Source organism: Flavobacterium sp. (assembly GCF_043773265.1).
In the GTDB taxonomy this organism is placed as follows: Bacteria; Bacteroidota; Bacteroidia; order Flavobacteriales; family Flavobacteriaceae; genus Flavobacterium.
Genome location: NZ_JAYVFH010000106.1, coordinates 1 through 26,092, shown reverse-complemented (window position 1 = coordinate 26,092; position 26,092 = coordinate 1). Strand labels below are relative to the sequence as shown.

The 26,092-nt window shown below is 29.2% G+C and carries 20 protein-coding genes; 7 read left to right on the top strand and 13 right to left on the bottom strand.

Annotation, left to right across the window (positions count from 1 at the left end):
* Positions 1-273, top strand: a 273-nt coding sequence (locus tag ACH2BO_RS05585) for a T9SS type A sorting domain-containing protein (protein WP_395043765.1), incomplete at its 5' end; no start/stop codon positions are given.
* A 136-nt stretch (positions 274-409) separates the two neighbouring features.
* On the opposite strand, the gene ACH2BO_RS05580 is transcribed toward ACH2BO_RS05585, so the two are convergent.
* The 10 genes from ACH2BO_RS05580 to ACH2BO_RS05535 form a co-directional block, all read right to left on the bottom strand.
* Positions 410-3,808, bottom strand: a complete 3,399-nt coding sequence (locus ACH2BO_RS05580) for a T9SS type B sorting domain-containing protein (protein WP_395043764.1) — start codon at positions 3,806-3,808, stop codon at positions 410-412.
* Between the two features lie 5 nt (positions 3,809-3,813).
* Positions 3,814-4,254, bottom strand: coding sequence for a hypothetical protein (locus ACH2BO_RS05575; protein ID WP_395043763.1), 441 nt, complete (start codon positions 4,252-4,254; stop codon positions 3,814-3,816).
* A gap of 250 nt (positions 4,255-4,504) precedes the next feature.
* Complete coding sequence (locus ACH2BO_RS05570) at positions 4,505-5,023, bottom strand: hypothetical protein (RefSeq protein ID WP_395043762.1); 519 nt, start codon at positions 5,021-5,023, stop codon at positions 4,505-4,507.
* A gap of 4 nt (positions 5,024-5,027) precedes the next feature.
* Entirely contained in the window at positions 5,028-5,369 is a 342-nt protein-coding gene (locus tag ACH2BO_RS05565; protein WP_395043761.1) for a hypothetical protein, read from the bottom strand.
* Positions 5,370-5,389: 20 nt separating this feature from the next.
* Positions 5,390-5,764: a hypothetical protein gene (locus ACH2BO_RS05560; RefSeq protein ID WP_395043760.1), complete on the bottom strand. Its 375-nt coding sequence runs from the start codon at positions 5,762-5,764 to the stop codon at positions 5,390-5,392.
* Positions 5,765-5,767: 3 nt separating this feature from the next.
* Positions 5,768-6,349, bottom strand: coding sequence for a hypothetical protein (locus tag ACH2BO_RS05555; RefSeq protein ID WP_395043759.1), 582 nt, complete (start codon positions 6,347-6,349; stop codon positions 5,768-5,770).
* A 145-nt stretch (positions 6,350-6,494) separates the two neighbouring features.
* Positions 6,495-6,755, bottom strand: a complete 261-nt coding sequence (locus ACH2BO_RS05550; protein ID WP_395043758.1) for a hypothetical protein — start codon at positions 6,753-6,755, stop codon at positions 6,495-6,497.
* Positions 6,756-6,765: 10 nt separating this feature from the next.
* Complete coding sequence (locus ACH2BO_RS05545) at positions 6,766-7,533, bottom strand: hypothetical protein (RefSeq protein ID WP_395043757.1); 768 nt, start codon at positions 7,531-7,533, stop codon at positions 6,766-6,768.
* A gap of 50 nt (positions 7,534-7,583) precedes the next feature.
* A complete protein-coding gene (locus tag ACH2BO_RS05540; RefSeq protein WP_395043756.1) occupies positions 7,584-13,778 on the bottom strand; it encodes an RHS repeat-associated core domain-containing protein in 6,195 nt (2,064 codons plus the stop codon).
* A gap of 4 nt (positions 13,779-13,782) precedes the next feature.
* Positions 13,783-14,238 carry a T9SS type A sorting domain-containing protein gene (locus ACH2BO_RS05535; protein WP_395043755.1) on the bottom strand — a complete coding sequence of 152 codons (456 nt, stop codon included), beginning with the start codon at positions 14,236-14,238 and terminating at the stop codon, positions 13,783-13,785.
* A 923-nt stretch (positions 14,239-15,161) separates the two neighbouring features.
* Here ACH2BO_RS05535 and ACH2BO_RS05530 point away from each other — a divergent pair.
* From ACH2BO_RS05530 to argS, 3 genes are all read left to right on the top strand, one after another.
* Positions 15,162-15,494: a YegP family protein gene (locus ACH2BO_RS05530; protein WP_395043754.1), complete on the top strand. Its 333-nt coding sequence runs from the start codon at positions 15,162-15,164 to the stop codon at positions 15,492-15,494.
* A gap of 159 nt (positions 15,495-15,653) precedes the next feature.
* Entirely contained in the window at positions 15,654-16,661 is a 1,008-nt protein-coding gene (locus ACH2BO_RS05525; RefSeq protein ID WP_395043753.1) for a 3-oxoacyl-ACP synthase III family protein, read from the top strand.
* A gap of 124 nt (positions 16,662-16,785) precedes the next feature.
* On the top strand, positions 16,786-18,561 hold the full coding sequence (argS, locus tag ACH2BO_RS05520) for an arginine--tRNA ligase (RefSeq protein WP_395043752.1): 1,776 nt from the start codon (positions 16,786-16,788) through the stop codon (positions 18,559-18,561).
* A gap of 36 nt (positions 18,562-18,597) precedes the next feature.
* Here argS and ACH2BO_RS05515 read toward each other — a convergent pair whose 3' ends face one another.
* The 3 genes from ACH2BO_RS05515 to ACH2BO_RS05505 are packed head-to-tail and all read right to left on the bottom strand — an operon-like array spanning position 18,598 to position 22,609.
* The gene (locus tag ACH2BO_RS05515; protein WP_395043751.1) at positions 18,598-21,123 is read right to left on the bottom strand and encodes a carboxypeptidase-like regulatory domain-containing protein; all 2,526 of its coding nucleotides are present in this window, start codon (positions 21,121-21,123) and stop codon (positions 18,598-18,600) included.
* 19 nt (positions 21,124-21,142) lie between these two features.
* On the bottom strand, positions 21,143-22,042 hold the full coding sequence (locus ACH2BO_RS05510; protein ID WP_395043750.1) for a FecR family protein: 900 nt from the start codon (positions 22,040-22,042) through the stop codon (positions 21,143-21,145).
* 48 nt (positions 22,043-22,090) lie between these two features.
* On the bottom strand, positions 22,091-22,609 hold the full coding sequence (locus ACH2BO_RS05505; RefSeq protein WP_395043749.1) for an RNA polymerase sigma factor: 519 nt from the start codon (positions 22,607-22,609) through the stop codon (positions 22,091-22,093).
* Between the two features lie 98 nt (positions 22,610-22,707).
* On the opposite strand from ACH2BO_RS05505, the gene ACH2BO_RS05500 reads away from it, so the two are divergent.
* The 3 genes from ACH2BO_RS05500 to ffh all read left to right on the top strand — a co-directional run bounded on the left by ACH2BO_RS05500 (position 22,708) and on the right by ffh (position 26,068).
* Positions 22,708-23,739: a hypothetical protein gene (locus tag ACH2BO_RS05500; RefSeq protein ID WP_395043748.1), complete on the top strand. Its 1,032-nt coding sequence runs from the start codon at positions 22,708-22,710 to the stop codon at positions 23,737-23,739.
* A gap of 66 nt (positions 23,740-23,805) precedes the next feature.
* Positions 23,806-24,606 carry a hypothetical protein gene (locus ACH2BO_RS05495; protein WP_395043747.1) on the top strand — a complete coding sequence of 267 codons (801 nt, stop codon included), beginning with the start codon at positions 23,806-23,808 and terminating at the stop codon, positions 24,604-24,606.
* Positions 24,607-24,730: 124 nt separating this feature from the next.
* Positions 24,731-26,068: a signal recognition particle protein gene (gene ffh / locus ACH2BO_RS05490; RefSeq protein ID WP_395043746.1), complete on the top strand. Its 1,338-nt coding sequence runs from the start codon at positions 24,731-24,733 to the stop codon at positions 26,066-26,068.
* Positions 26,069-26,092: the final 24 nt, after the last annotated feature.

The following is a 26,092-nucleotide window of genomic DNA, read 5'->3' as shown; positions in this document are numbered from 1 at the left end:
TTTCAAGAGCAAGACAGAACACCATTAAAAGTAAGAGTTTCCCCAAATCCAATTGTAGATAAATTGAATCTTGAAATTGATTTTCTTGATACTGATCATTTAGTTTTAGGTTTATATTCATCAACAGGTCAATTGATTAAGCAATTAAAATTGGATGAAATCGAAAGTGCTTCTACAAAGAAATACATTTTTGATTTTCCTTATCCAAATGGAATTTATATTTTGAATATCCATACAAATACTGGTAGACAATCGGTTAAGGTGGTGAAGTAGAATGATTTTTAAGTATTTTATTTATAAACTATTTAAATTTATTAAATCTGTGTTCCAAAAAAACATGTATCCTCTCAAAAGCGAAGTAACTAATTAAACATTTAAAATTATATGGATATGTAGTAAAAAAACAATACTATCGCTTCAATGAAAAATGACCTTTTATAATGCTGCCATCTTTTAAAGCAATTGAATACCAATAATCTTGTGATGGCATTATTGTACCATTATACGTTCCATCCCAACCTAAACCTAAAGGACTAATTTGTTTTAATAATTTTCCAAATTGGTCATATATATAAATTACAGAATCTGAATTAAAACGTTCATTTACACCTTTAATATTCCAATAATCCGAATAGCCATCACCATTTGGAGTAAAGTATTTAGGAACACCCAAAACACTTATTTCTTGACTTGCAATACCACATTCGTTATTGTCTTTAACATAAACCGTGTAAATACCTGGTAATATATTAGTAAAACTATTTAAATCTTGGTAAGTAATTCCGTCAATACTATAACTATAATCTCCACTACCAGAAACAGCGATAAGTATAGAATTGGAAGTTGATAAATCTGTAACTTCAATAGTATTAATTGTGGCAATATTAGAAGCAGTTACCACAATGATTCTTGTTGCAGTACAATTAGAGCTATTGGAAACAACAGCATTATAAGTGCCTTCTGTATTTACAGTTAAATAATAATTGGTTGCTCCAACAATTGCAACACCATCTAAAAACCAGGTATAAGTATAATCACTAATAGTGGTTTCATCAACCAATCCTGCAGTAATGATTTTAGTAAATGTTGGATTATCACTGCATACCAATTCATTTCCTGTTAATACAATTAATGGTATTGAATTAATTATTAATGGTATTGAAAGTGAAGCTATACAATCAGTATTTAACGGATTAATAACTTCTACCAATAGATTTTGATTAGAAGAATTAAAAGGATTTGGTAAAGGACTACTTAATAAATTTCCCAAAGCATCATAATAATTTACTGTCATACCAGTTTGACTGCCCAAAATTGTTGATTGAAATAAACTAGTGTCAAATGGATAAATACCATCTTGCATCGATGGTTCAATTTCATCATCACAAGTAGTGGTTAAAGAAACTGGTAAAACAAATGCTTCTGGCAAATCATCTACAACAAAATCTAAAGTTGATTCATAAAAACATGCTTTAGTAGTTGTGTTAGTAACTCTAACAGTTATTGTTTGTGTTGCAGTTTCAAATGGATTTGGTAAAGGACTTGGCAAAACAACACCAGCTGCGGTTGTATAACTTACACTAACTCCTGTCAAACCATTTAATAAGGTAGTTTGTAAACCAGTTGTTGCAAATCCATAACTGCCATCATGATCATCATCACAATGATGAATAACTTGTGGCTGAATAATCGGAATTCGTTCCACATTTAATGTAATATGATGTCCCAATCCCAAACACTCATTGTTAAGCTGACTATCAACTCTAACAAAAATATTTTGTGTTATAGGATAACCAACATTACTATAACTAGAAATAGTTGTAATGGCATTATTTTCTGCTAAAGCATCGGTTACATTTTTATAATAACTAATATCTAGCAATTGACCTGGAGGAAATAATGCTTCAATTTCTGCGGTAACACTACTAAAGTCGAATATTGCAAGACCATCAGTGTTGCTTCCTGACGCCAAATCATCACATTGGGTAAACACCTTTTGAAAAGTGCTTGGCAATAAGGTTGTAGAAACCGATAAATTGAGTTGAGCAATTCTAAAACAACCATTTCCGTTTTCTACTCTAACGAATATAAAGTCACTACTAACAATTTGATTGGTATAATTAGTAACATTAGTTATAGCTGCAATAGTATTTTGAGCATTACTTGCAGTTTCATAAAAACTAAATATCAAACCTGTAGCATCAGTAACCAATAATGGAATGCTTTCTTCAAGATTAAAAGCACTAAAACCATCTAAATTATCGTCACATTGTTTTAAGGTAACTATAGAATTTATTGTAGGTTGTGCAAAAATTACAATTTCTCTTGAATTACTTGCTGTACCCGAACTGCTTGTTGCTGTAACAGTTATGGTATAAGTTCCAGGTAAAGTATAAGTATGTATTGGATTTATTGCTGTTGAAGTGCTTCCATCACCAAAATTCCAATTGGCAGAAAGTAAGGTTGCCGATGTATTTATTGACATTACTGACGCTTCTCCAGCACAACGATTTGAAAGTAATATTCCAACATTAAAAAAAGAAGTTATAAATGGTGGAAGTCCCAAAATTACTCTAGTGCCTGTGGCAAGCGAAACACCATTATTAACATAATTGCATGCAATTCCTAAATCATTCGGATTATTAATTACACCAATTGTGTTTTCATAACTTGTAGCGCAATAAATTTTATTATTTGGAGCTAATTGTAAAGCATAGAGATAATCAAAATTATTAAAAACTACAATTTTAGAACTGGGTATGTTACTACTTAACAAATCAAATTGAGATAAAAACATATAACTCAAATTAATGTCTCTGTAAGTAGCATAAATTTTTTTGGAGTCTGGTGAAAATTCTACTCCATAAGCTAAAACTGAATTTATTAGTACAATTTCATTGGTAACTTGACCAGTTGTAATGTTAAAATCATATAAGACTACTCTTCCTGTATCATAACTTGCTGTTCCAACAAGTGTAGCATTTTGCGTATGAACAATTGCAAGCTTAGTTCCGTCTGGAGATGCTTTTAAGTATCCAATTGCGTTTCTTCTGTAGCCAGAAATATTTATTGGAGTGCCAATTTGTGTTACAATAGGAGTTGTAACTACACCTGTATTGGTTACTTTAAATGAATAAAATTTATCTATAAAGTGTGTTAAAACCCAATATTCATTAGTGTCTTCATTTTTTAAAGCAGTAATTTTTTCTGAACATTTATATTTTATTTCTTCACCAGCAGGATTGGTGTTGTAAGTAATTAAATGATTATTTCTACTAATTATGTTGCCAACACTTCCATTGGCACCAGTAACACTTAAGTCTACAATAGAATAATTCAAGCCATTATTAAGACCATCATCAGTAACAGGATAATAACCGTCATCACCAGGATAACTACTAGTGTAGGTTGTAGGATAAACACTTGCATTGGTATGGTGTGGTTCATCTACCGTAAAAATATAATAAATTAAATTATTGTCTGGTTTAGGAACAATAATTGCCGATTGAGTGCTTGATATATCTCCAAACAATCCTGTACCATTACTATAATCACCATTGGGCATAACCACATGGTTTCTGTCCCAAACGGTTCTTCCATCAGTGTAAAATAATAAGTTACCATTACTATCGGCTATACTACTACAACCTTCAGTAGTGTTTAACATACCATCACTTAAAGCAAGAACTGAACCATCTGCCTGAAATTTCAATCCAGCATTTTCGCCAAAATACCAAACACTCGCTTCTTGTTGACAAAAAACAAGTGCAAATATAAAAAGACAGGTTATAGTAATTATTTTTTTCAATAGTGTTATTCTTTGGTATAAATATGTCCCTTTATTAAACCATCATTTGGTGCATTTTCATTAAGAGTTATTGGTTCATCATATTCAAACCGCATTAATTTATTGGTAAGTTTAGTTATGGTACCTTCAAAACGATCACTTCCACACTGAGACATTACACCATCATTATCTAACACAAGTCCATCACAATAATAAGGATTATAAGTAATACAAGATGGACCTTGAGAATAGAACGTAATATTACTAGAAGGAAAAACTTCAAAATAATCTCTTTTAGTACTGCATAAATTAGTATAGGGTTGAATACTACCATCAGGTCTAATGATATCTTTTACATACCATTTACCAATTATATTTTCAAAATTTATTACTACATCTTCGCTTTTACTGTCACTACTGCAACCAAAAAGGATAGATACTACCAAAATTAAAATTATTTTTTTCATAATTTTTTATTTAATTTATACACATTTTTCAATAACAAATTTATACAAAATCTTTTAATATATAAGTAATCCTTTAACTAAATTAAAAGTAAAAAAAACTTACATTGTATAATTTTTAAATAGAAATACTTTAACAAGTTTATTCTAAATTTATTTTACTTTTTTTTAATTATGCTGTGAGGTCAAAGACCGTTGCAGAGCTTCGTAGTTTTTTATACTTCGTAGAGCTGGGTTTATACCAACGATATCGTTATTTCATTTTATTTTTTTCATTGATTATAATCTTTAAACTATCAGAAATTTTATTGTTTTTTTCTAGGCCTATACCTTTTTCGTATAAAAACTGCAAATCTATTTGACATTCAATATTATCATTTCTAGCACCAAGATTAAGATAATACAAAGTAATTTTTTTTATTTCGGGATTTAATTCTTCAAAGTATTCTTCATCAAAAACACCATTATTATAAGTATTAATAATACTAATATAAATATAACTGCATGCTCTATAATATTTATACTTTTCAACCATCAAAATTGAATAAGTTAACAATTCGTGATTAATATTTTGATTTTTTACATAATATGAAATTAATTTGTTATAAGATTTAATGTCACCGTTTTTTATAACCTTATTTTTAATTTTACTCAATTTAATGGAATTATTCAAAATATTTAAATGCTCTTTTTCTAAATTTGTTTTTTCATCATCATGACAAGCAATTAAAGTTAACATTAAAATTGCTAATAAATAATATATCTTTTTCATAATTTTATCTTTTTTTATCCCAACCAACGACATTTCCATTCATAAACATGTTATATCCACCATAAACATTTTCTGTTGATTTCCAGCCAGTTACAGCAGCATGAATAATAAGATTAGCACGATTTTTTGTTAAATCATGAGCAATTGACCACCCATAGTCAAGTTTTGTATTTCCAGTATAACAAGATTTCAAATTAATACTTAAACTTTTACCAGTTTTCATATAACTTCTCCACATTGAACTATCTCTATTCAATACACTAATGATTTTATTTTCACCAAATTCAATATTAAATGTTACTCTTTGGGCACCATGAGCATATATTGTTAATGTATTTGGAGTCATGGGTATGGTATAGAGCTTGATTAGTCTAGATATTTATTGACTTGGTTTTTATAAACTTCATTTGATATGTATTTCTTCTCAAATTTAACTTTTAATTCATCTATTTTTTTTTCGTACAGTATCACCTTAATTTTTAGCACATCTAATTGTAAAATGTCAATTTCTGACAACTTATTAACTATAATTTTAAATTCTTCATTTGATAAATCGAATTGACCAACATTAAAAAAATCAAACAAGAAACCTAATCCATTAAAATTCTCTTGAACAAAAAGGATATTATCGTCTTCTTCATAGATAAAAGCCATTGCTAGTATTGATGTGAAATTTCGATTGAAATTACTATTTATAATAGCTTCTAGAACTTCGTGCAATGTTTTAAAATGATATTTCATATTTTATCTGTTTTGAAAAAAATGTTGACCATATTGCTTTACTCCGTTCCACCATTGATGCACTTTTATTGAACCTTCTGTCCAACCTCTGTGCATAAATTTATTTGCACTATTGTACTTATCGTGGAAATACTTCATAGTCTTTCCGTTCATATTTAGGATTTTTGTATGAATTGTCATACCGTTAGACCCTGAAACTTCAGCCGTATATTTCCAGTATTTAGAACCAATTTGCTCAGCTTTTACTATTGCACCCGGATACTTACTAACCATTTTTGCAAGGTATTTTACCCCTTTAGCTGGTCCTCCTATTAATTCTATACAACCCGAAGAGGCATTTATTCCAGGAGGTGTTGAAAACATTTTTTCAAATGTTGATAAATTATCATATTGTTTTTGTGTAAGTCCATCAGAATTTGTTGCTTCAATTCTTTTTAAATTAAACTTCTTAGGTGGATCTTCATCTCCATCGTGCATCGCATGATTCAGTCCACTAACAACCAACCCAGTAACTGCGCCTTGCCAAAAGTTACCACCAGTCATTGCTGCACCAGCACCACCGCTTACGGTACCAAAAATAACCATTCCCAACTCACTACTGCCTGAGCAACCACCTATTCCATGCCATCCAGCATTTTCATATCCTACACCACTGTATAAACTTGATGCAATACTATAGATTCTACATGTCTGAAAGCGTGATTATTAAAATATGTTTAAAAATTTTATTCTATTTTTTAGGTATATTTTTAATAGATTTATATAATACTTTTATAGGCGGATTACCTTCATTTTTAACTTTTTCTATAGCTTCTAGCCAATATTCCCAAAAAACTGGATCAGCAGGAACATCTAACTCCCAACATTCTCCTCCACTTAAAATATCAGTTAAATCATTTGAACCAGAGTTTTCCCAAAATGCTTTTAACATATACATTAAAGCATAATATCCTTCTTTATCAGTAATTGTAAATCTCGAAATCATTTTCATATTTATTTATTTATTTTAATCCATATGTTTTTATTAAATTTATAGGAGTAGAATTAATTCCAGCTCCTTTTATAATACCATTTTGTGTATAAGAAAAAATTTGCATTACATTTCCTTCTGGTCCATAAAAATTTTTTGCATACCAACTTTTTCCAAATGCATCTGTCCCTAAACTTTTTCCATTAGATAATTTGGTAATTAAATTTCTATTCGCTGGATTGTCGGATAGTTTTAAACCATCCCTAACTGATTTAAACAAATGATTTCCTAATTTTCCCTCAGGTATTAAATTTTTTGTTCCAACTGAAAATAAACTTTTTACTCCTAATGAAAGAACTCCCCATTTAACAGCTGATAATTCTACAGCTCCAGTTATATAGCCATATGATTCAAGGCAAAATTTATTAAACTCAAGCAATTGGTTCATATCATCTTGATAGGTCAATTTCTTTACTTTAGGTTTCTGCTTTGGCTCTTCTTGGTCTCCATCATGCATCGCATGATTCAGCCCACTAACCACAAGCCCAGTAACTGCACCTTGCCAAAAATTACCACCAGTTATTGATGCGCCTGCACCGCCAGAAATGGTACCAAAGGCAATTGTTCCTAAACTGTTATTCATTCCTAATGCACCACTTAAACCTTTGTGAAACGTTTCAGTTGTTATATCATTTACTGTACTAAAAGATTTATCACCACTCCATACGCTACTTGCGATACTACTTAAAGCTCCACTAGCAAAACCACTCCAAAACTCTCCACCTTGTACTCCTGACATAACACCTTGAGATACTCCATGTGCAAGTGCTTGATAAGTTGCCCTAATAGTTAAATTTTGTATACAAGATGCACCATACCTATTCCAAAAGTTACTGCACCACTAATAGCACCCATTAAAGAAGCTTGAAATAAACCACCTAAGCTAAAAGGCACATCGGCATATAATGCTGTAATGCTGTAAGTTAATGCAGCAATACCAGCTCCAATTAATATGGCAGCAAAAATACATTCTCCACTCGGGTCACTATACTTTAAAGGATTGTTAAGAACGTAACCATAACGATTATAATTTTGTGTATTAGTAGGATCTTGAATAAAATTATCGGGCTGTAAAAAACGATGTACTTTAGGGTCATACAACCTACCATTCATGTGAATCAATCCTACACTCTGCAAATGTTCATGGCTGGTATATCCTCTATCTATAACGGTTAATCCTGCTAGATTATTGCCTGCGCCATCTTGAACTTTTGCAACATTGCCCCAAGCATCAAAATGTCGTTTTTCAACTATTGCTCCAGCTTGGTTGGTTATAGCAACAATACTACCCAAATAATCTCGGTGCAAATATAAATATTCTTGGGCAGTGGCTCCATTTGATTTAAAAATTACTGGTGCACTGTAGGCATCACCACCAATGTAGGTAATAAATTCTATGGTAGTACCATTGGTTTTTATTTCCATACTACCATCAGCAGAATAGTGTTTTCGTTTGGCACGCAATAATTTGTCTTCTTGCAAGCCACCATAAAACATAGTGCTTCTATTCTGAAAAGTATTATACGCAAAATTTATTTTATCTATTCCTTGCTCGTTAATTCGTATCGGGCTTTTAAATGCATTATAAGAAACTTCTTGAAGTTGGCGTAAATTATAATATTCTACGCCTGCTGGTGTTAAAGCAACTCGATAATTTTGGTATTGTTTTGTTGCATTGTAAGTGTAATTTCCAATATTACTTTGTGTTATTCTACCTTTGTTATCATACTGCTGTTCATCTGAATTTATTTTTGTAAAAACTACATTATCTACAAGAAAAACTTTAGATACTCCAACATCAATACTTGTTGCAGCTTTTTCAAATTTTAAATAAATATTTTTATAGGTACTAACTTGATAATTGGCACTAAATGCACCTTCATTGGCCAATCCTAAATCAACAATTATAGTGGCTAGTGTAGTTGGGTTTTGTTCAACTATTGTAACTCTAATTTTGTCAGTTGTACTTTTATTTATTGTGGCTGTAACTGTAAACTTTGTTCCAATGGGTGCATTTGTAAAAACTAATTTTTGTGCACCAGCACTAGCAGGCGTTGCAGTTATTCTTAATTTTCCTGTTACTGATGCTATTGCAGCACCAGTTGTAGCAGTAAATCCTTCAACAGTAGTAGTAAATTGCAAATTTTGAATGACTTCTGATGGCGAATACCACTTGAGTAATCGATCTAAGTTATCATATTCAAAAGTTTCTATTGTATTAAACAAACTTGAACTTCTTAAGTTTAAATTACCACGTTGCGGATTAAAAGCGTTATCAAGAGTGAATATATTTACAATTTCGCCAGAACCAATAGTGCCACCTGCACCAACAGTATTATTTAAATAATCAAATTTATTTTGAACAGGAAAACCATAAGCATCATAAGTGTTTTTAACATCAATACCATTACCATACAATCCAGTTTTCAATTGTCCACGCTCACTAACGGTTGATGATTGCCATAATAACTGACCGCTTACATCATCAGAAATTATCCAGCTTTCTCCATTTTTATAGCTGTATTTTATTTTTTTTGTCGAATTTTTCGAGGTACTTGTTTCGGTTCCACTATAAGATATTTTCCAATCTCTACCAAAATCGTCAAAGGTTACTTGCTTAATAAACGTAGCATAAGGTGTTGTTTCAGTTGTTTGCCAAAGTCGTTTATCTGTTAAAGTATAGTCATAAGTATAAGTTGAATTACCATCATTTGGGTTTATAACTGTCATACTGCTTAGTAGTTTGGTTATACTGTTATAGTTATAAATGGTAGATATGTTGGTGCTTTCGCTAACAGTTAATCCTGTAACAACTTTATTAGTTAGTTTTCCAAAATTATCATAAGTGTAATTAGTTTTTCCTTTCGGAGTTTCTTCTTCTAATAGTTCTCCTAAAATTGTGTATTTGTATTTATAAATTCCAGCCGATGGATCACTTAATAATGTTTTTCTTCCATAACCATCATATTCCATATATAATATTGTACCATCATAATTAGAAGTTTTCAATGAGCCATTAGGATAGTAAGTATAATTTATTGTGCCTCCAGGATCTGTAGCATTAACCATATGGTTGTTAGCATTTTTGGTTGATGATGTTGTCTTAAAACTATTTGATGCTGAAACAGTTAATCCTAAATATGATATAGTAGTAATCATACCAGTTGCTGCATTACTTTTTATGGTTCTGCTATAATCATCATATTCGGTTAGCTCCCATAAACTTGGAGTAGCACCAAAGTAAGGTTCGCTTACTCTAAATTTTCTGCCTAAAAAATCATATTCAGTGGCTACGTAAGACCAAGTGTCATCTATATTTTTAGAGCCAGTTTTAATTGTTCTACCCAAAGCATCTGCAATAATTACACTACTACTACCATCTTGTCCAGTTTCTGTAGTAGTATAAGAAGTTCCAGATTTTGTGTAGGTATAATCAACACTTTTTCCTAAATAATCGGTAATCTTTATTCTTTTTCCCCAAGAATCATAAAAACTTTGTGTAATAAGCCCAAACGGATTTTTACTTTCTTTCACTAAACCATATAAGGAATCAAATGAAATATTTTCACTAATTAAACCTTCAACATCTTTAACAGTTTTAACAAATCGTTGTGATGCATCATAGGTATATTCCGTTACTCTCGGAACCAATATAGGTGTAGATCCAGGTGCGCTTAATGTTTTTTTAATAATATTACCATAAATATCATATTCAAAATTTTCGGTAATAAAAACAGCATCCAATGTTGCTCCTTTTTTCTCTGTTTTAGTCAAATAATTATTAGTATAAGTAAATTTTTCTTCTGTAGTTTGTGCGCTACTATAAGCCGAAACTGTTGTTAATATTCTTTTTGGTCTTCCAATATAATAATTAAAACCAGTCCCTAATGCATTTGTATCATATTCATTATCAACTGTGGTACTACTTTGTTCAACTCCAGACAATAAATTTTTACTTACTGTTTTTGTTGGCAATAAATAAAGTGGATCATACGTGTATTGCTTAATGTTAGAAACATTAGTTAAATAATCAGTTGTAATTTGATTATTTACTAGTATTTTGTAAACATTATTTGTGGTAGAATAGTTAAAGCTTGATACAGTAGTATTTAGTACTCCCAAAGGCAATGTTGATGTTGAATTAACAAAAGAAAATGCAGTACCATCATTAAGCAATTGAGAATAACTTCTTAAGGGTGCACCACGGTATAAATAATTATCGTTTTCAATAACACTCCATATTCTTTTAGCCATTGGGCTAGAATACCAAGCACTTCTAGCAGTTTTATTAAATCCCATAGCACCCAATCCTGCCATGTTTGCTACATAACCATGATACCTAAAATCTTGAGATTTTACAACTCCTTGTGTTGTGTTTTTAATAGTACTAACTAAATTAAAAGTCGGTAATTTTTTCAATTCAACAAATGGATAGTTTAAAGAATTTAAAGAAGAATAAAATTCAGATAAACCTCCCATATCATTATTTAATGTTGAAGTATCCATTGTTTTGTAAAATATTTCATCAACAATATTTCCACCGGATGAAGTTACTTTTTTTAATAAAATATCTTCTGAAACATCTTTAAAAAACTTAATATAAGTAATTTTATTGGTATGATTGTTTACCATTATCAATTCATTATTTACACCTTGATACTTAAATGGTGATGCAATAGGGGTTGAAATTTCTGGGGTACCATCAGTATGGTTGCAATCTGGAAATGGTAGTTGAACACAAGGCGATTCGTAGTCTGGTGTAAATTTAGCCCCATAAAGAAGACTAATATTACCTGTATTATTAATAAAGGATGTTACCCTCCATTGGGTATCATGGTCATTATAGGTTCCTGATGGCTTATACCTATTTCTCCAAACTCTCACCATGTCTGATTTTCCATCTTTATTAACATCTAGGGCATAGTAGCTGCTTACGTGAACTTGTGTGCTATAATCCCCATTTGTGTTGGGTCTATATTCAACAATATTGTGTGTTTCTTCATAAAAAAAATTTCCACCTAAAGGATTCGGGTTGCTGTAATAAATATGCCATGTGGTATGACCTTCTCCTCCTTCTGTGTCAGGCAGCATAACATCAGTTTTAGCATCACCATTATAATCACCCAATAAAATTTGTTTGGTTTTAGAATAAGCATTTAGAGAACCATTACCAATAGTTTCCATTTCAATCCATGGTGCATTAAGCAATTGTTTAAATGAAAAAACAGTATATGTTTTATCATCTTTAATTACCATTACATCAGATTTTCCATCACCATTAAAATCTGAAACAAATTTTTTATGTTTATGACTAAATGCATCTGTATTCAAATTTATCAATCCAATACTTCCCAATACAGCGGAAGTATTTGGATTCATGTCTAATAAAAAACTTTCATAACTGTCTGCAGTAATTGTTACTTTACAATTGTTGTAATTAGGGTCGGGATAAGTTGTTGTTTTTTGATTATGTATCTCATTTATAGAATTTACAATAATAATTTCACTTATGCCATCCCCATTATAATCGCCTTCTAAATATTCAGTAGAATCTTTTAAACCATTAAGTTTAATATCATCTTCACAACCTAATAATTGTGTATTTTGAGAGTTTAGTGAATTAATCGCTAAATTGTATAAAAATGTATTCCCAGTCTGAGTAAAATATCCGAAATTTAATAATTGATCGATTACAATTTGACTTGGTGTAGTTAATTCATTTACTTGAGTTGCTGATGTTGTAAAAGTATTATTTAAGTTTAAAGCTTTAGTATATTTATAATTTAAAACACCACCTTCTAAGCTATAAACTATTAACTCTGAATTTGTTGCGGTTGGTTTTACGGATACTATCGAGTTAAATTGATTTAACTTATTTGAATTTAAAGTAGTAATTGAAAACTTTTTTTTATCTAAATAGGCAACATTTAAAGGTGCATTTCCTGTAGTGTTTTCAAATGCTTTTGTAAACAAGTCTTTGTTTGTAATAAAATCCAATCTACCATCACCATCGAAATCACCAGTTGTTGCAACTGAGGTAAAATCAATGTCGTTTGTGTAACTTTTAGTAGTATCTGAATTAAGGTTGGTGCTTTCTGTATTTTTATATTCAAACACAATAGGATTGGCTGGCTCTAAAGCACCATTAAACTCTTGTATTTGAGTAAGTTTATCATAACCCAATTGCAAATCTCTTGTATAGGTTAATCGATATTCTCTAAACAATAAATTAGAAGTATAAACTTCAATTTTCCTAATAATTAAATCCTTTACATGCCTAATATTATTAAGAAAAGTATTTTCTGTTCTGCCTGCTAAATCATAAAGAAACCTTATTTTATTTTGAGGAGTTATACCATTGATATTTGCACTAAATCTAATTTCGCCAATACAAAGACTTACACCAGTAGGTTTATTATAATGATAGGTCATATAATTTCCTTTAATATCTTCAAACCTAACAATATAATAGGCAGTTAAATCTATTCCATTCATTGCTCCATAATTCCCATACCATGTTTTAGAGCCATCTGGTGTAGTAACAACAAAATACATTGAAGCACCACTACCAACTAATTCAATTTTTGTATTGCTTTGAACTTCGGTTTCATAAACTGATCCATCAGACCAGTATGTTCCGGTTTTTAAAATTAAGCGTTGTCCATCTAGTGCTAATTTATCATTATTATCAAAATCAACACCGTCAATAAATCCATCAATATCTTTTTTTGTCGAAATTCGGGTTATAGCCGAAATACTATTAATAGACCATCCTTGTCCAGCTAATCCACCCATTTGTCCACTAACATAATTAAGGTTAATTATTGGTCCAACATCTTGAAGACTTGGAGGCATTGCTATTGGTAAAGTGTAAGTTGCCTGTCCTGTGTTTGAAATTTGCAACTTTCCTTGAGTATCATGATAATTTTGAGAAAAAACATTGGTAACAAATAATAATCCTATAAGTAAATATCTTAATTTCATAATCTTATTTTTTTACAATTTTTAATGATTTTCTTTCGCCATTAACACATACTAAGAGTATTGTATAAAAACCTTGCGGATAATCTCTAAAACTAACGACTACATTATTAGTGTTATTTTTTACTAAATCGGATTTTAACAATTGACCACTCATTGAATACAATTCAATTTTTGATATTTTGTTTTGCTCAATACTATTCCAAGTAATATACAATTCCTCTAAAACAGGATTTGGATAGTATTTTATATCATCATATAAATCAGTTTTTATTAAATCATTCTCTACTAAATCTTTTATATTTTTAATAGTGTCATTTGAAAATCTACCAGGAAGAATATCAATAGTTTTTCTTATTACTTGATTTCCTGCCGCATCATATTCAAATTGAATATGATCAATTGTTTGTCCAAAAGTAAATGTTACTGTAAAATAGACAAAGAGTAAAATTTTCTGTTTCATAATAGGCATGGTTTTAAAATTTTAATATATTTTTCAAATGTAAAAAAGCAAATCCAACAAAAAGTAAGCAAAATGCGTACATTTATGTTAAAGTTCTAATAATGTAATTTTTATTTTATAAAGCTACTAAATATATTTTAACAAAATAATAACAAGTAAAAAAAACTTAATAACAAAATTAATACTACAATAATAAACATAATAAAACACATAAAAATGCGTATAATTACGTGATTTTATAAAAAAAAAACTCCCAATAAATCAGGAGTAAAAACCAACAAAACGAATTAATTAAAGCACTTCCAGCATGTTTAACACATTATATTCTTCGTTTTACAACGAATATTGAACACAATTAACCTCTTATAAAAGGAAACCAACAACAAAAAAAGTTGAATACCAGTTCCAGCTGGAAAACTTGTAGGTGATAGTGCAATTGCTTCAAAGGTATAAAATTAGAAATCTCTACTTCACCATTTGAGGTATTTAAAAACAAATGGTGAAAAATACACTTTGCAAACGTGCATTTGCGTTAAAATCAAAACCTTTAAGCAATAATTTGCCTTTTTATTAAAAAAGCTAAATAATAACAGTAAGCCGACTTAAAGCCGACTATACCTTGACTAAACTATAATAAGCATATTTTAATTATTAACTTTTAATCTTGCCTGAACCGACTTTGCATCTACACTAAAGACATTCTAATAATTAAGGGTAAAAGTAACAGATGTTGTAAAACTATTATAGCAAATTTCAGAAAACAAAATGGTAAACAAAAACACCAACCTAAATCTATTGAAGAATTTTTGCTTTATCTAGGTTTGAATATTAGAGGAAGTTAGAAAAATTATTAAATAATTTGCTTGAAACAAAATAATTATATAATTTTAATTCTTTAAACCAATTAACAAAAACTATAAAACATGGGAAAATTTGTAATTACAACTAGAAAAAACGGTGAATTTCAATTTAATTTAAAAGCTGGAAATGGTCAAACAATCCTGGCTAGTGAAGGATATAAAACAAAAGCTTCTTGCGATAACGGAATTGAATCTGTTAGAAAAAATTCACAAGATGATGATAGATTTGACAGATTAGTAGCTAAAAGTGGACAACCATATTTTAATTTAAAAGCAGGAAATGGTCAAGTAATTGGAAATAGTGAAATGTATGAAACTGTAGCTTCTAGAGAAAACGGAATTGAGTCTGTGAAAAAAAATGCACCAGATGCAACTGTTGATGACCAAACAGTTTAATCAATATTTTAAGGATAACGAAACCAGTTTTTTGTAAACTGGTTTTTTTATTTTTAATACCTTTATTAATTATGAAATCTAAAATTTAAGCCAATATTAGATTGTCTTTTTTAAAAGATGATTAAGTTTGTACTATCAATTTTGCTAAATATTTAATATATGTATCATTCAAAAATATCAGGATTAGGTTTTTATGTTCCTGACAATATAGTTACTAATGATGATTTATCTAAACTCATGGATACAAATGATGAGTGGATACAAGAACGAACAGGTATAAAAGAAAGACGACATATAGTTCGTGGTGAAGATACTACAACATCAATGGGAGTTAAAGCTGCCAAAATTGCAATTGAACGATCAAAACTTTCTAATGATGAAATTGATTTTATAGTTTTTGCAACAATTTCACCAGATTTTTATTTTCCTGGACCAGGAGTTTCTGTGCAAAAAGAATTGGGTATGAAAACCATTGGAGCATTAGATATTAGAAATCAATGTTCAGGATTTATTTATGCATTATCAGTTGCAGATCAATACATTAAAACCGGAATGTATAAAAATATTCTAGTTGTTGCGTCAGAAGTGCAATCGCTAGGATTAGACATGACAGATCGTGGTCGTGGAGTTTCTGTAATTTTTGGTGATGGTGCTGGAGCTGCAATTATTTCGCGTGAAGAAGATTTAACCAAAGGAATATTATCAACTCATTTACACTCTGAAGGTGAACATGCTAAAGAATTGGCGGTTTTAGCTCCAGGAATGGGAGGAAGATGGATTACAGATATTATTGCAGATAATAATCCAGAAGACGAAAGTTATTTTCCGCACATGAATGGTCAATTTGTTTTTAAAAATGCCGTAGTACGTTTTAGCGAAGTAATTAACGAAGGTTTACAAGCCAATAATCTTGAAGTTTCTGATATTGATATGTTAATTCCACATCAAGCCAATTTGAGAATTTCGCAATTTATTCAACAAAAATTTAAATTAACAGATGATCAAGTTTTTAATAATATTCAAAAATATGGCAACACAACCGCAGCATCAATACCAATTGCACTAACAGAAGCTTGGGAACAAGGTAAAATTAAATCTGGTGACACTATAGTTCTTGCAGCATTTGGTAGCGGATTTACTTGGGCAAGTGCAATTATCAAATGGTAATATTTCAATAATATTTCATATAAAACTCGGAAAGTGATTTTCGAGTTTTTTTATTACAATCAACTAAATTTTGCACTTTAATTTTCCAATAAAATTCTATCTTTGCAACTCTAATAACAAAAAAATGTCACTACAAGAAATTCTAAATCCAAGTATTAAAGAAGCAGTTCAAATTACATTCGGTATTGCAATCGAAAAAATTGAATTTCAAGCTACAAGAAAAGATTTTGAAGGCGATATTACAATGGTTATTTTTCCGTTATTGAAAGTTATAAAGGGAAATCCATTAGAAATTGGAACAAAAATTGGCGAATATTTAGTAGAGAATGTTGCCCAAGTTGAAAAATTTAATGTTGTTGCAGGTTTCTTAAATATCGTAATTTCGGATGCATATTATGTAAATTTCTTTAATGAAATTAAAACAAATTCAACTTATGGATTTATTGATGCTATTGCAAATGACAAAGCTATTATGGTTGAATATTCTTCACCAAATACCAACAAACCCTTGCATCTTGGTCATATTAGAAATAATCTTTTAGGTTTTTCAGTTGCCGAAATTATTAAAGCATCGGGTAAAAAAGTTTATAAAACTCAAATAATCAACGATAGAGGAATACATATTTGTAAATCGATGTTGGCTTGGCAAAAATTTGGAAACAATCAAACACCAGAATCTACTGGATTGAAAGGTGATAAATTGGTTGGAAATTTTTATGTCGCATTTGATAAAGTTTATAAAGAAGAAATTGAAACTCTAAAAAATCAAGGCAAATCAGAAGAGGAAGCTAAAAAACAAGCTCCTATTATTCTTGAAGCACAACAAATGTTACTAGATTGGGAAGCAGCAAAACCAGAAGTAATATCGCTTTGGAAAATGATGAACCAATGGGTTTATGAAGGTTTAGACACAACTTATAAAAATTTAGGTGTAACGTTTGATAAAAATTATTATGAAAGTGATACCTATTTATTAGGAAAAGAAGTTGTTCAATATGGATTAAAAAACGACATTTTTATTCAAGATGATGATGGTTCAGTTTGGATTGATTTAACAGATGAAGGATTGGATAGAAAAATCGTAATGCGATCTGATGGAACTGCGGTTTACATGACACAAGATATTGGTACAGCAATTCAACGTGTAAAAGATTTTCCAGATGTTGGCGGAATGGTTTATACTGTTGGTAATGAGCAAGATTATCATTTTAAGGTATTGTTTTTAATTCTAAAAAAATTGGGTTTTGATTGGGCAAATAGTCTTTATCATTTATCTTATGGAATGGTTGAATTGCCTTCTGGAAAAATGAAATCTCGTGAAGGAACAGTTGTAGATGCTGATGATTTGATAGAAGAAATGATTACTACTGCACAAAAAATTTCAGAAGAATTGGGCAAACTTGATGGTTATTCTAACGAAGAAAAAGAAAAATTATATACAACTATTGGTCTTGGTGCTTTGAAATATTATATGCTAAAAGTAGATCCAAGAAAATCTATGTTATTTAATCCAGAAGAATCTGTAGATTTTGCTGGTAATACAGGACCATTTATTCAATATACTTATGCTCGAATTCAATCAATATTAAGAAAAGCAACTTTTGACACTACTCAAAATGTAGCTGTAGAATTGCATCCAAAAGAAAAGGAACTTTTAAAACAAATTGCCTTATTTCCTGAAGCAATTCAAAATGCTGCACACACTCATAGTCCAGCTTTGATAGCCAATTATACTTATGAATTGGTCAAGGAATTCAATTCTTTTTATCAAAATGTATCAATCTTGGGAGAAGAAAATATTGATAAAAAAGTATTTAGAGTTCAACTGTCTAAAAAAGTTGCTGATACTATAAAATTGGCATTTCAACTTTTAGGAATTGAAGTTCCAGAAAGAATGTAACTATTGTAAAAGAGTTGAGCTTTTTATCATATTCCTTTAAAAATTATACCTAATAAATGAGTTAAAAGTTCTTTCTAATGAATAAGTATTAACTTGCTCAATTGAATTTGTGTTTTGATTTATTCTATAATTTTGGTTAATACTACTCTTATTATCAAGAATATTTTGAACAGAAAGCCCAAAATTTAATGTTGCTTTTTTTGTAACATTAAAACCGTAACTTCCTGACAAATTGGTTTGAAAATAATCATCAAGATTAGATGAGTTTGGAGTATTATACTCAATTTGTGGATTTTCTGGAGTTGGAAAAACTAGCGAATTACTTGAAGGAGTTGTATTTGGTTTTCCAGTAAACCATCTTGAACCTAGTGCAAATTTAAGTTTTTTATAATCATAAATTATTGCCATTCCAATAGTGTGATTTATTTCAAAATTGTTAGCAAAAATTGGTGTAGAATAGCTTTCAAAATTGTAATTATTTTTTGAGTAAGCATAACTTAACCAAGTTGTAAATTGCTTTATTTGTTTCTGAATTAGAAATTCTGAGCCAATAACGGTATAATCGCCATTAATTTTTTCAAATTCCAATTGATTTTGAAAACCTTGACTCATGCTAGTAATTCCGGTTACAGATTTATAAAAATTATCTAATGTTAAGAGCCAATTGTTCTTTTTAAAAGTAAAACCAACAGAAACCTGATTACTTTTCATTATTGGAATAGTTGTATTGTTAGATAATATCCAACGTCTTTTTTCTATACCAAGAAAATCTTGTTGTAAATCTACAATTTGGGAAGTAAATTGACTTTTCTTTTCGGCAAGAACTTCAATAAACAATGAATCAGAAACAGAATAATTAAATTGAAATCTAGGTTCAAAAATAAATTCGTTAAGTTGTTCAACATAATTTTGACGAATACCAAATGCTGTTTTTAATTTTTCATTTGCTGAATCATATTGTATTTCGCCAACCAAAGCATGAATTCTTAAAACATCTTTAATTCGTCTTAAAAAAACTGGACTATTAATTTGATCAAAATTTTTAATTCCAATTTCATTAAACTGATAACCACTATTAAATTTTAGTTTAGTATTAATTTGATAACTGTTTTTAATTCGAAATCCTGTGTCCAAAATGCTATTTTCCTGATTAAATATTTGATTGTTAGTTATTGATTCATTCTCTGAGGTAATTTTATAATAAGAACCATAACCATTTATTTCTGTTTGATTTTTTTTATTCCAATTAATTTTTAATGCAACATTTGCACCAAGTGTTTTGTGTTCTAGACAACTACTTTTAGACACTAATACTGCGTTTTCTATTTTACTTTCGTTTAAATCTAATAAATTGCTAATTGAAATTGCATCAAATGACAAATCTATTTTAGAGTTTATTTTTTGTTTAAATTGAGCTGTAAAATCATAAAAATAAAACCTTACATCATTATTATAATCAATCAATTCATTGTTGTTTAGATTAATAACCGCAGTGTTTTGAAAAATTCTATTGTAGTAACTTTTATAAGTTGGAGAATTTGTAAGATCAGTATGCGATCTTCTGGCGCTAATTTCTAAATTAGATGTTTTTGATGTTTTAAATTTAGCATAACCATCTGCGTTAATCATGTTTAAACCAAATGAACCAGTGCTTTTTTCGATTTTGGTGCTATGAGTAGAAATATCAATTACACTTGAAACACTTTCGCCATAAAATGGAGAACTTCCATTTTTTGTAATTTTGATAGTTTGCGCCAAATTTGGATTTAATGCAGAAATTAAACCAAAAAAATGTCCAGTTTGAAACAATCTAATTCCGTTCCATAAAAAAAGATTTTGGTCATGAGTTCCTCCTCTAACACTAATATTTGAAATAGTTTCATCAGTTGTTGAAATACCAGGAATTTGCTTTAAAGTTTCAAAAACATCTGGTTCTGTTAAGCCAGGAAGAAGTCCAAATCGTTTTGGTTTTATTTCAATAGTTCCATCATTTTTTTTTGAAATACCTTTTGTTAAGTAAGTTTGAGTTACTACTTCTTCGAGTTCATTTGTAAGTTGTTTTAGAAATAATGTTAGGCAATTGGTTTTGTATAAATCAATTGGTTTGTGTAATGATTTTTGATAATTTACATGTGTAATTTCAATATCATTTGGCGAGATTGATTGCAATTCAAAATAACCATTTTCATCACTAGTAGTTGTGTAATTTGTGCCTAAAATTTTAATATTTGCTAATTCAATTACTTGATTTGTAATTTCATCTTTAAGAAATCCGCACAGTGGTTTATCAAGTTTTTTATTGTTTATTACAGCAATATAATTTTCAGAAATAAATTGAAATTTTAGCTTTGTTTTTTCGGTAATATATAACAGTTTTTGTTTTAAAGATATATCTGTACTTGGCGGAATTATCATAAAAATTGCAATTTCATCTTCAATAAAATTAAAGGTTACTTTATTGTCTTTTTCAATTTTTAATAATACAGATTTTAATAAAACGGTTTTGTCTTTATCTTGAGCATAAGTACTCAAAACAAAGACAAAACACATAACTAAACACAAAAAAATCTTTTTTATTATCTTATTTTTCAAATGTATAATTAGAATTGCTTGATTTTATATAATTCAAATGGTAGATAATTGCAATAGTTTTTAAGGCAATATCAATATCATTAGAAGGAATTTTTCCTGTAAATAATTGATTAGAATTAACCTTGCTAATATCAATTGAAACATTATATTGACGCTGAATTTCCTCTATTACATTGCTCAGTTTTTCTTTTTCAAAAATTATTTCATTAACAATCCAAAGTGGTTTTTGAATACTAACATTTTGCTCAATAATTTTTATATTATTTTCAAAAGAAACCGTTTCACCTGGAGTTAAAATGATTTCTTGATTTTTATATTTTACTTTTACACTTCCTTCAAAACATGTAACATCTAAACGATTTTCACGAGCTTTAACATTAAACTGAGTTCCAAGAACTATTACTTTTCCTAAATTGGTATTTACTTGAAACTTTTTTCCTTTGGCAACTTTAAAATAAGCTTCACCATATAAATTAATGTTCCTATTATCATCCCAATTAAATTTTTTATAATCTATTTCTGAACCACAATTTAAAACAACCTGTGAACTATCAGGTAATATGAATGTTGTTTTTTTTCCGTTTTGAGTAAACTCACTAGTTGTCAATATATTTTCATAACAATAAAACAACCAAAAACCAACTACTAAAACAGCAGCAATTTTTATGAACAAATTATAATTTAATGAAATTACATTTGATTTCTTTTTCTTTGATGAGAGTACATTTGAAAGTATTTTAGTGCTATCAAAATTAGAAGTTTTTAATTCTGATGAATATTTTTTTATGTTTTCAAATATAGCAAAGTCATACTCTGATTGAAATTCTTTCAATTCCGCATCAGTCATTTCATCATTTAACCATTTCGCTAATTTGTAATTTTCTTCCATAATATTCTTATTACAACTTATAAAACAATTGATTTTTATTTTACCCTACTAAAAATTTTCAAATTCTTTTCTTAATTCTAATAATGCAAGATGAATTCTTTTTTCAACCGCTTTTACACTTATGTTTAATTCTTCAGCAATTTGAGCATATTTTTTTTCGTCTATTCGATGCATTAAAAAGGCAACTTTTTGGGTTTCATTTAATCGGTTTATTGCGTTTAATAGTTTTGTTTTAAATTGAGCTTCTTCTAATAAAAATTCTGGACTTTCATTTGATCTATCATTAAAATTATTATGTTTTTTATAATATAAAACTACTTTTTGATGAGCAATTACATTTAAAGAAGAATTATTGGCAATTGTATAAAGGTAGTTTTTTGCTTTTTCAATAGGAACATCAGCACAGTTTTGCCACAATTTGATAAATGCTTCTTGAGTAATATCTTCGGCTTGTTCTTGATTTCCAAATTTGTAAATCAAAAAATTACGCAATGATTTTGCATGACTTTTAAAAAAATCAGAAAACACATTTTCTTTGCAAACTTCCGATTTTAAATTGCTGGACATACTTTATATTTGTAAATTCTATTGTAAAAGTAATTAATTAATTTAATTTAGGTAGGGTAAATTTTAATTCATTTGTTTCTAACATATAACAATAATTTATGAAAACAATACTATACATATTATTCGGAATTTTATCGATGTTGCTTTTTTCATGTCAAAAAGAAGAAGTAGTGATTGTTCAAGATACAACTCAAAATTTAACTAATTCATCACCACTTACAGATTTAATTTCTAGAGTATCTCAAAATCCAACATCTAATGATAATATAATTGATAGTACAAGTTGTTTTAGTGTTAGACTTCCTGTTACTGTAATTGTAAATTCAAATAATATAGTTGTCGCATCAACAATAGATTATCAAACCGTTCAAGATGCAATTGATGAATTTTCTACCGACGATGATATTGTAAATTTTGTTTATCCAATTACTATTGAATATCAAAATTTTACTACACAAATTTTAAATGATTCTAATGATTTAGACGATGCATTAGACCAATGTGATGAAGATGATGGTTTTGATGAAATAGATTGTATCAACTTGAATTATCCAATTGTAATAAATGTTTATGATAGCAACAATCAACTAGCCAATACACTTACTTTAAATAATAATTCACAGTTATATAATTTTTTAGAAAATTTAAATAGTAATCAATATATAGCAATTAATTATCCAATTTCTATGATTAATTCTAGCGGAAACACAGTAGTTATTACAAACAATCAACAATTTGAAGATAGTATTGATGATTCTATAGATGATTGTAATGATACACCTTCAAGTGGTGGAAATCCTGTTTTTTCGGAAATTATTATTAATGGTTCTTGGCATGTATCCTATTATTTTGATGATGAAGATGAAACTAGTGATTATAATGGTTACAATTTTACTTTTTTATCAAATGGAACTGTGACTGCAATAAAAACAAGTACAACAATAAACGGAAATTGGAGTAATTATCTTGACAGTGGAGAAAATAAATTAAATTTAAACTTCGATGGTTCACTACTTGATAGTTTTGAAGACGATTGGAGAATAACAGAGTTTACACCAACATTAATAAAACTAAAAGATGTAAGTGGAGGTAATGGAGGAACAGATTACTTATATTTTACTAAAAATTAAATAGTAAAGTAGGGTATTTTTACTTTAAAATGTTTAATAAATATTAATAACTAATAAAATAAAATTATGAAAAATCTAACAAAAATCTTATTCGCAGCGTGTTTAATTTGTTTATTATCTTTGACTTCTTGTCAAAATGATGCAAGTCCAAGTTCTAATAAAATTACAGCTAACTCAACCTTAAAAACTTTATTGTCTAGAGTTACTCAAAAAAGAACTTCAAGCGACAATGCTATTGACAGTACAAGTTGTTTTACAATTAAATTGCCTGTTACAATAATTGTAAATAATTTAGAACAAGTTGTGGTAACAACTCAAGCTGATTATGATGTTGTTTTAGCAATGCTAAATGAAAGTGATGACGATTATGATCACTTACAATTTGTTTTTCCGATAACAATTATTTATGCTGACTTTACAGAACTTGTAGTAAGTAACAGCAGTCAGTTTCATCAATTGAGAGAAGATTGTGAAGGTGATGATGTTGATAATGATGAAGATGAAAGTAATGACGACGACGATAACGGAATTAACTGTATCTCGTTAACTTATCCGTTTATTATTTCTACTACAAATAATTCAAATCCTGTTGATGTAACAATTAACAATGATCATGATTTATATGTATTGCTTGATACAGTTCAAGGAAGTACTTCGGTAACAATTAATTACCCAATTTCTATTGTTGATGCAAGTGGAGTAACAATTGTTGTAGAAAATAATAATCAACTAGAAGAAAATATTGTTGAAGCAACATCAGATTGTGGAAATCATGATTCAGATGATGATAATGACAATGATAACGATGATAATCATGATGATGGTGATGATAGCAATGATGATGATAAATTAATTTCAATAAAATAAATAACCTACTATATCTATGTAAGAAGCCATTCGTTTATTCGAATGGCTTTTTTATTTCTAATACTTTCCTAGTTCAATTTCAAATGCTTAAATTTGCATTTCAATTTCAGAAAATCATAAGATTATGTTCAATAATTTAAGCGAAAAATTAGACAAAGCATTTCATATCCTAAAAGGACACGGAAAAATTACCGAAGTAAACGTTGCCGAAACTCTCAAAGAAGTTCGTCGTGCTTTGCTTGATGCCGATGTTAATTTTAAAATTGCCAAAGATTTTACAACTCGCGTAAAAGAAAAAGCACTTGGTCAAGATGTTTTAACATCACTTCAACCAGGTCAATTATTAGTAAAATTAGTTAAAGATGAATTAACCGAATTAATGGGTGGTGATGCTGCAGGTATTAACCTTTCTGGAACTCCAACCATAATATTGATGTCAGGTTTACAAGGTTCAGGAAAAACTACTTTTTCTGGAAAATTGGCAAACTATTTAAAAACTAAAAAAAATAAAAAACCACTTTTGGTTGCTTGTGATATCTATCGTCCAGCAGCAATAAATCAATTGCATATAGTTGGTGATCAAGTTGGAGTAGAAGTATACTCTGAACCTGAAAATAAAAACCCAGTTGCTATTTCTCAAAATGCAATTGCATATGCTAAAGCAAATGGATTTAATGTAGTAATTGTAGATACAGCAGGTCGATTAGCTGTAGATGAAGAAATGATGAACGAAATTGCAAACGTTCACAAAGCAATTCAGCCACAAGAAACTTTGTTTGTTGTTGATGCAATGACTGGTCAAGATGCAGTAAATACAGCAAAAGCTTTCAACGATAGATTAAATTTTGATGGAGTTATTTTAACAAAATTAGATGGTGATACTCGAGGTGGAGCAGCAATATCAATAAAATCTGTTGTTGACAAACCAATAAAATTTATTGGAACTGGCGAAAAAATGGATGCTATAGATGTTTTTTATCCTTCTCGAATGGCTGATAGAATTCTTGGAATGGGTGATGTTGTGTCTCTTGTAGAAAGAGCTCAAGAGCAATATGATGAAGAAGAAGCTAGAAAAATTCAAAAGAAAATTGCTAAAAACGAATTTGGCTTTGATGATTTTCTATCTCAAATTCAGCAAATCAAGAAAATGGGTAGCATGAAAGACTTAGTTGGAATGATTCCTGGTGCAGGTAAAGCAATGAAAGATGTAGAAATAGAAGATGATGCTTTTAAACATATTGAAGCAATAATTCATTCGATGACACCAATAGAAAGAAAAAAACCAACTTTAATTGATATGAAACGCAAAACTAGAATCGCAAAAGGTTCTGGTAGAAAAATAGAAGAAGTAAATCAATTGATGAAACAATTTGAGCAAATGAGTAAAATGATGAAGATGATGCAAGGTCCAGGAGGAAAAAACATGATGCGAATGATGGGTAATATGAAAGGAATGAATTAAGAAAAATATAGAGACGCGATTTAT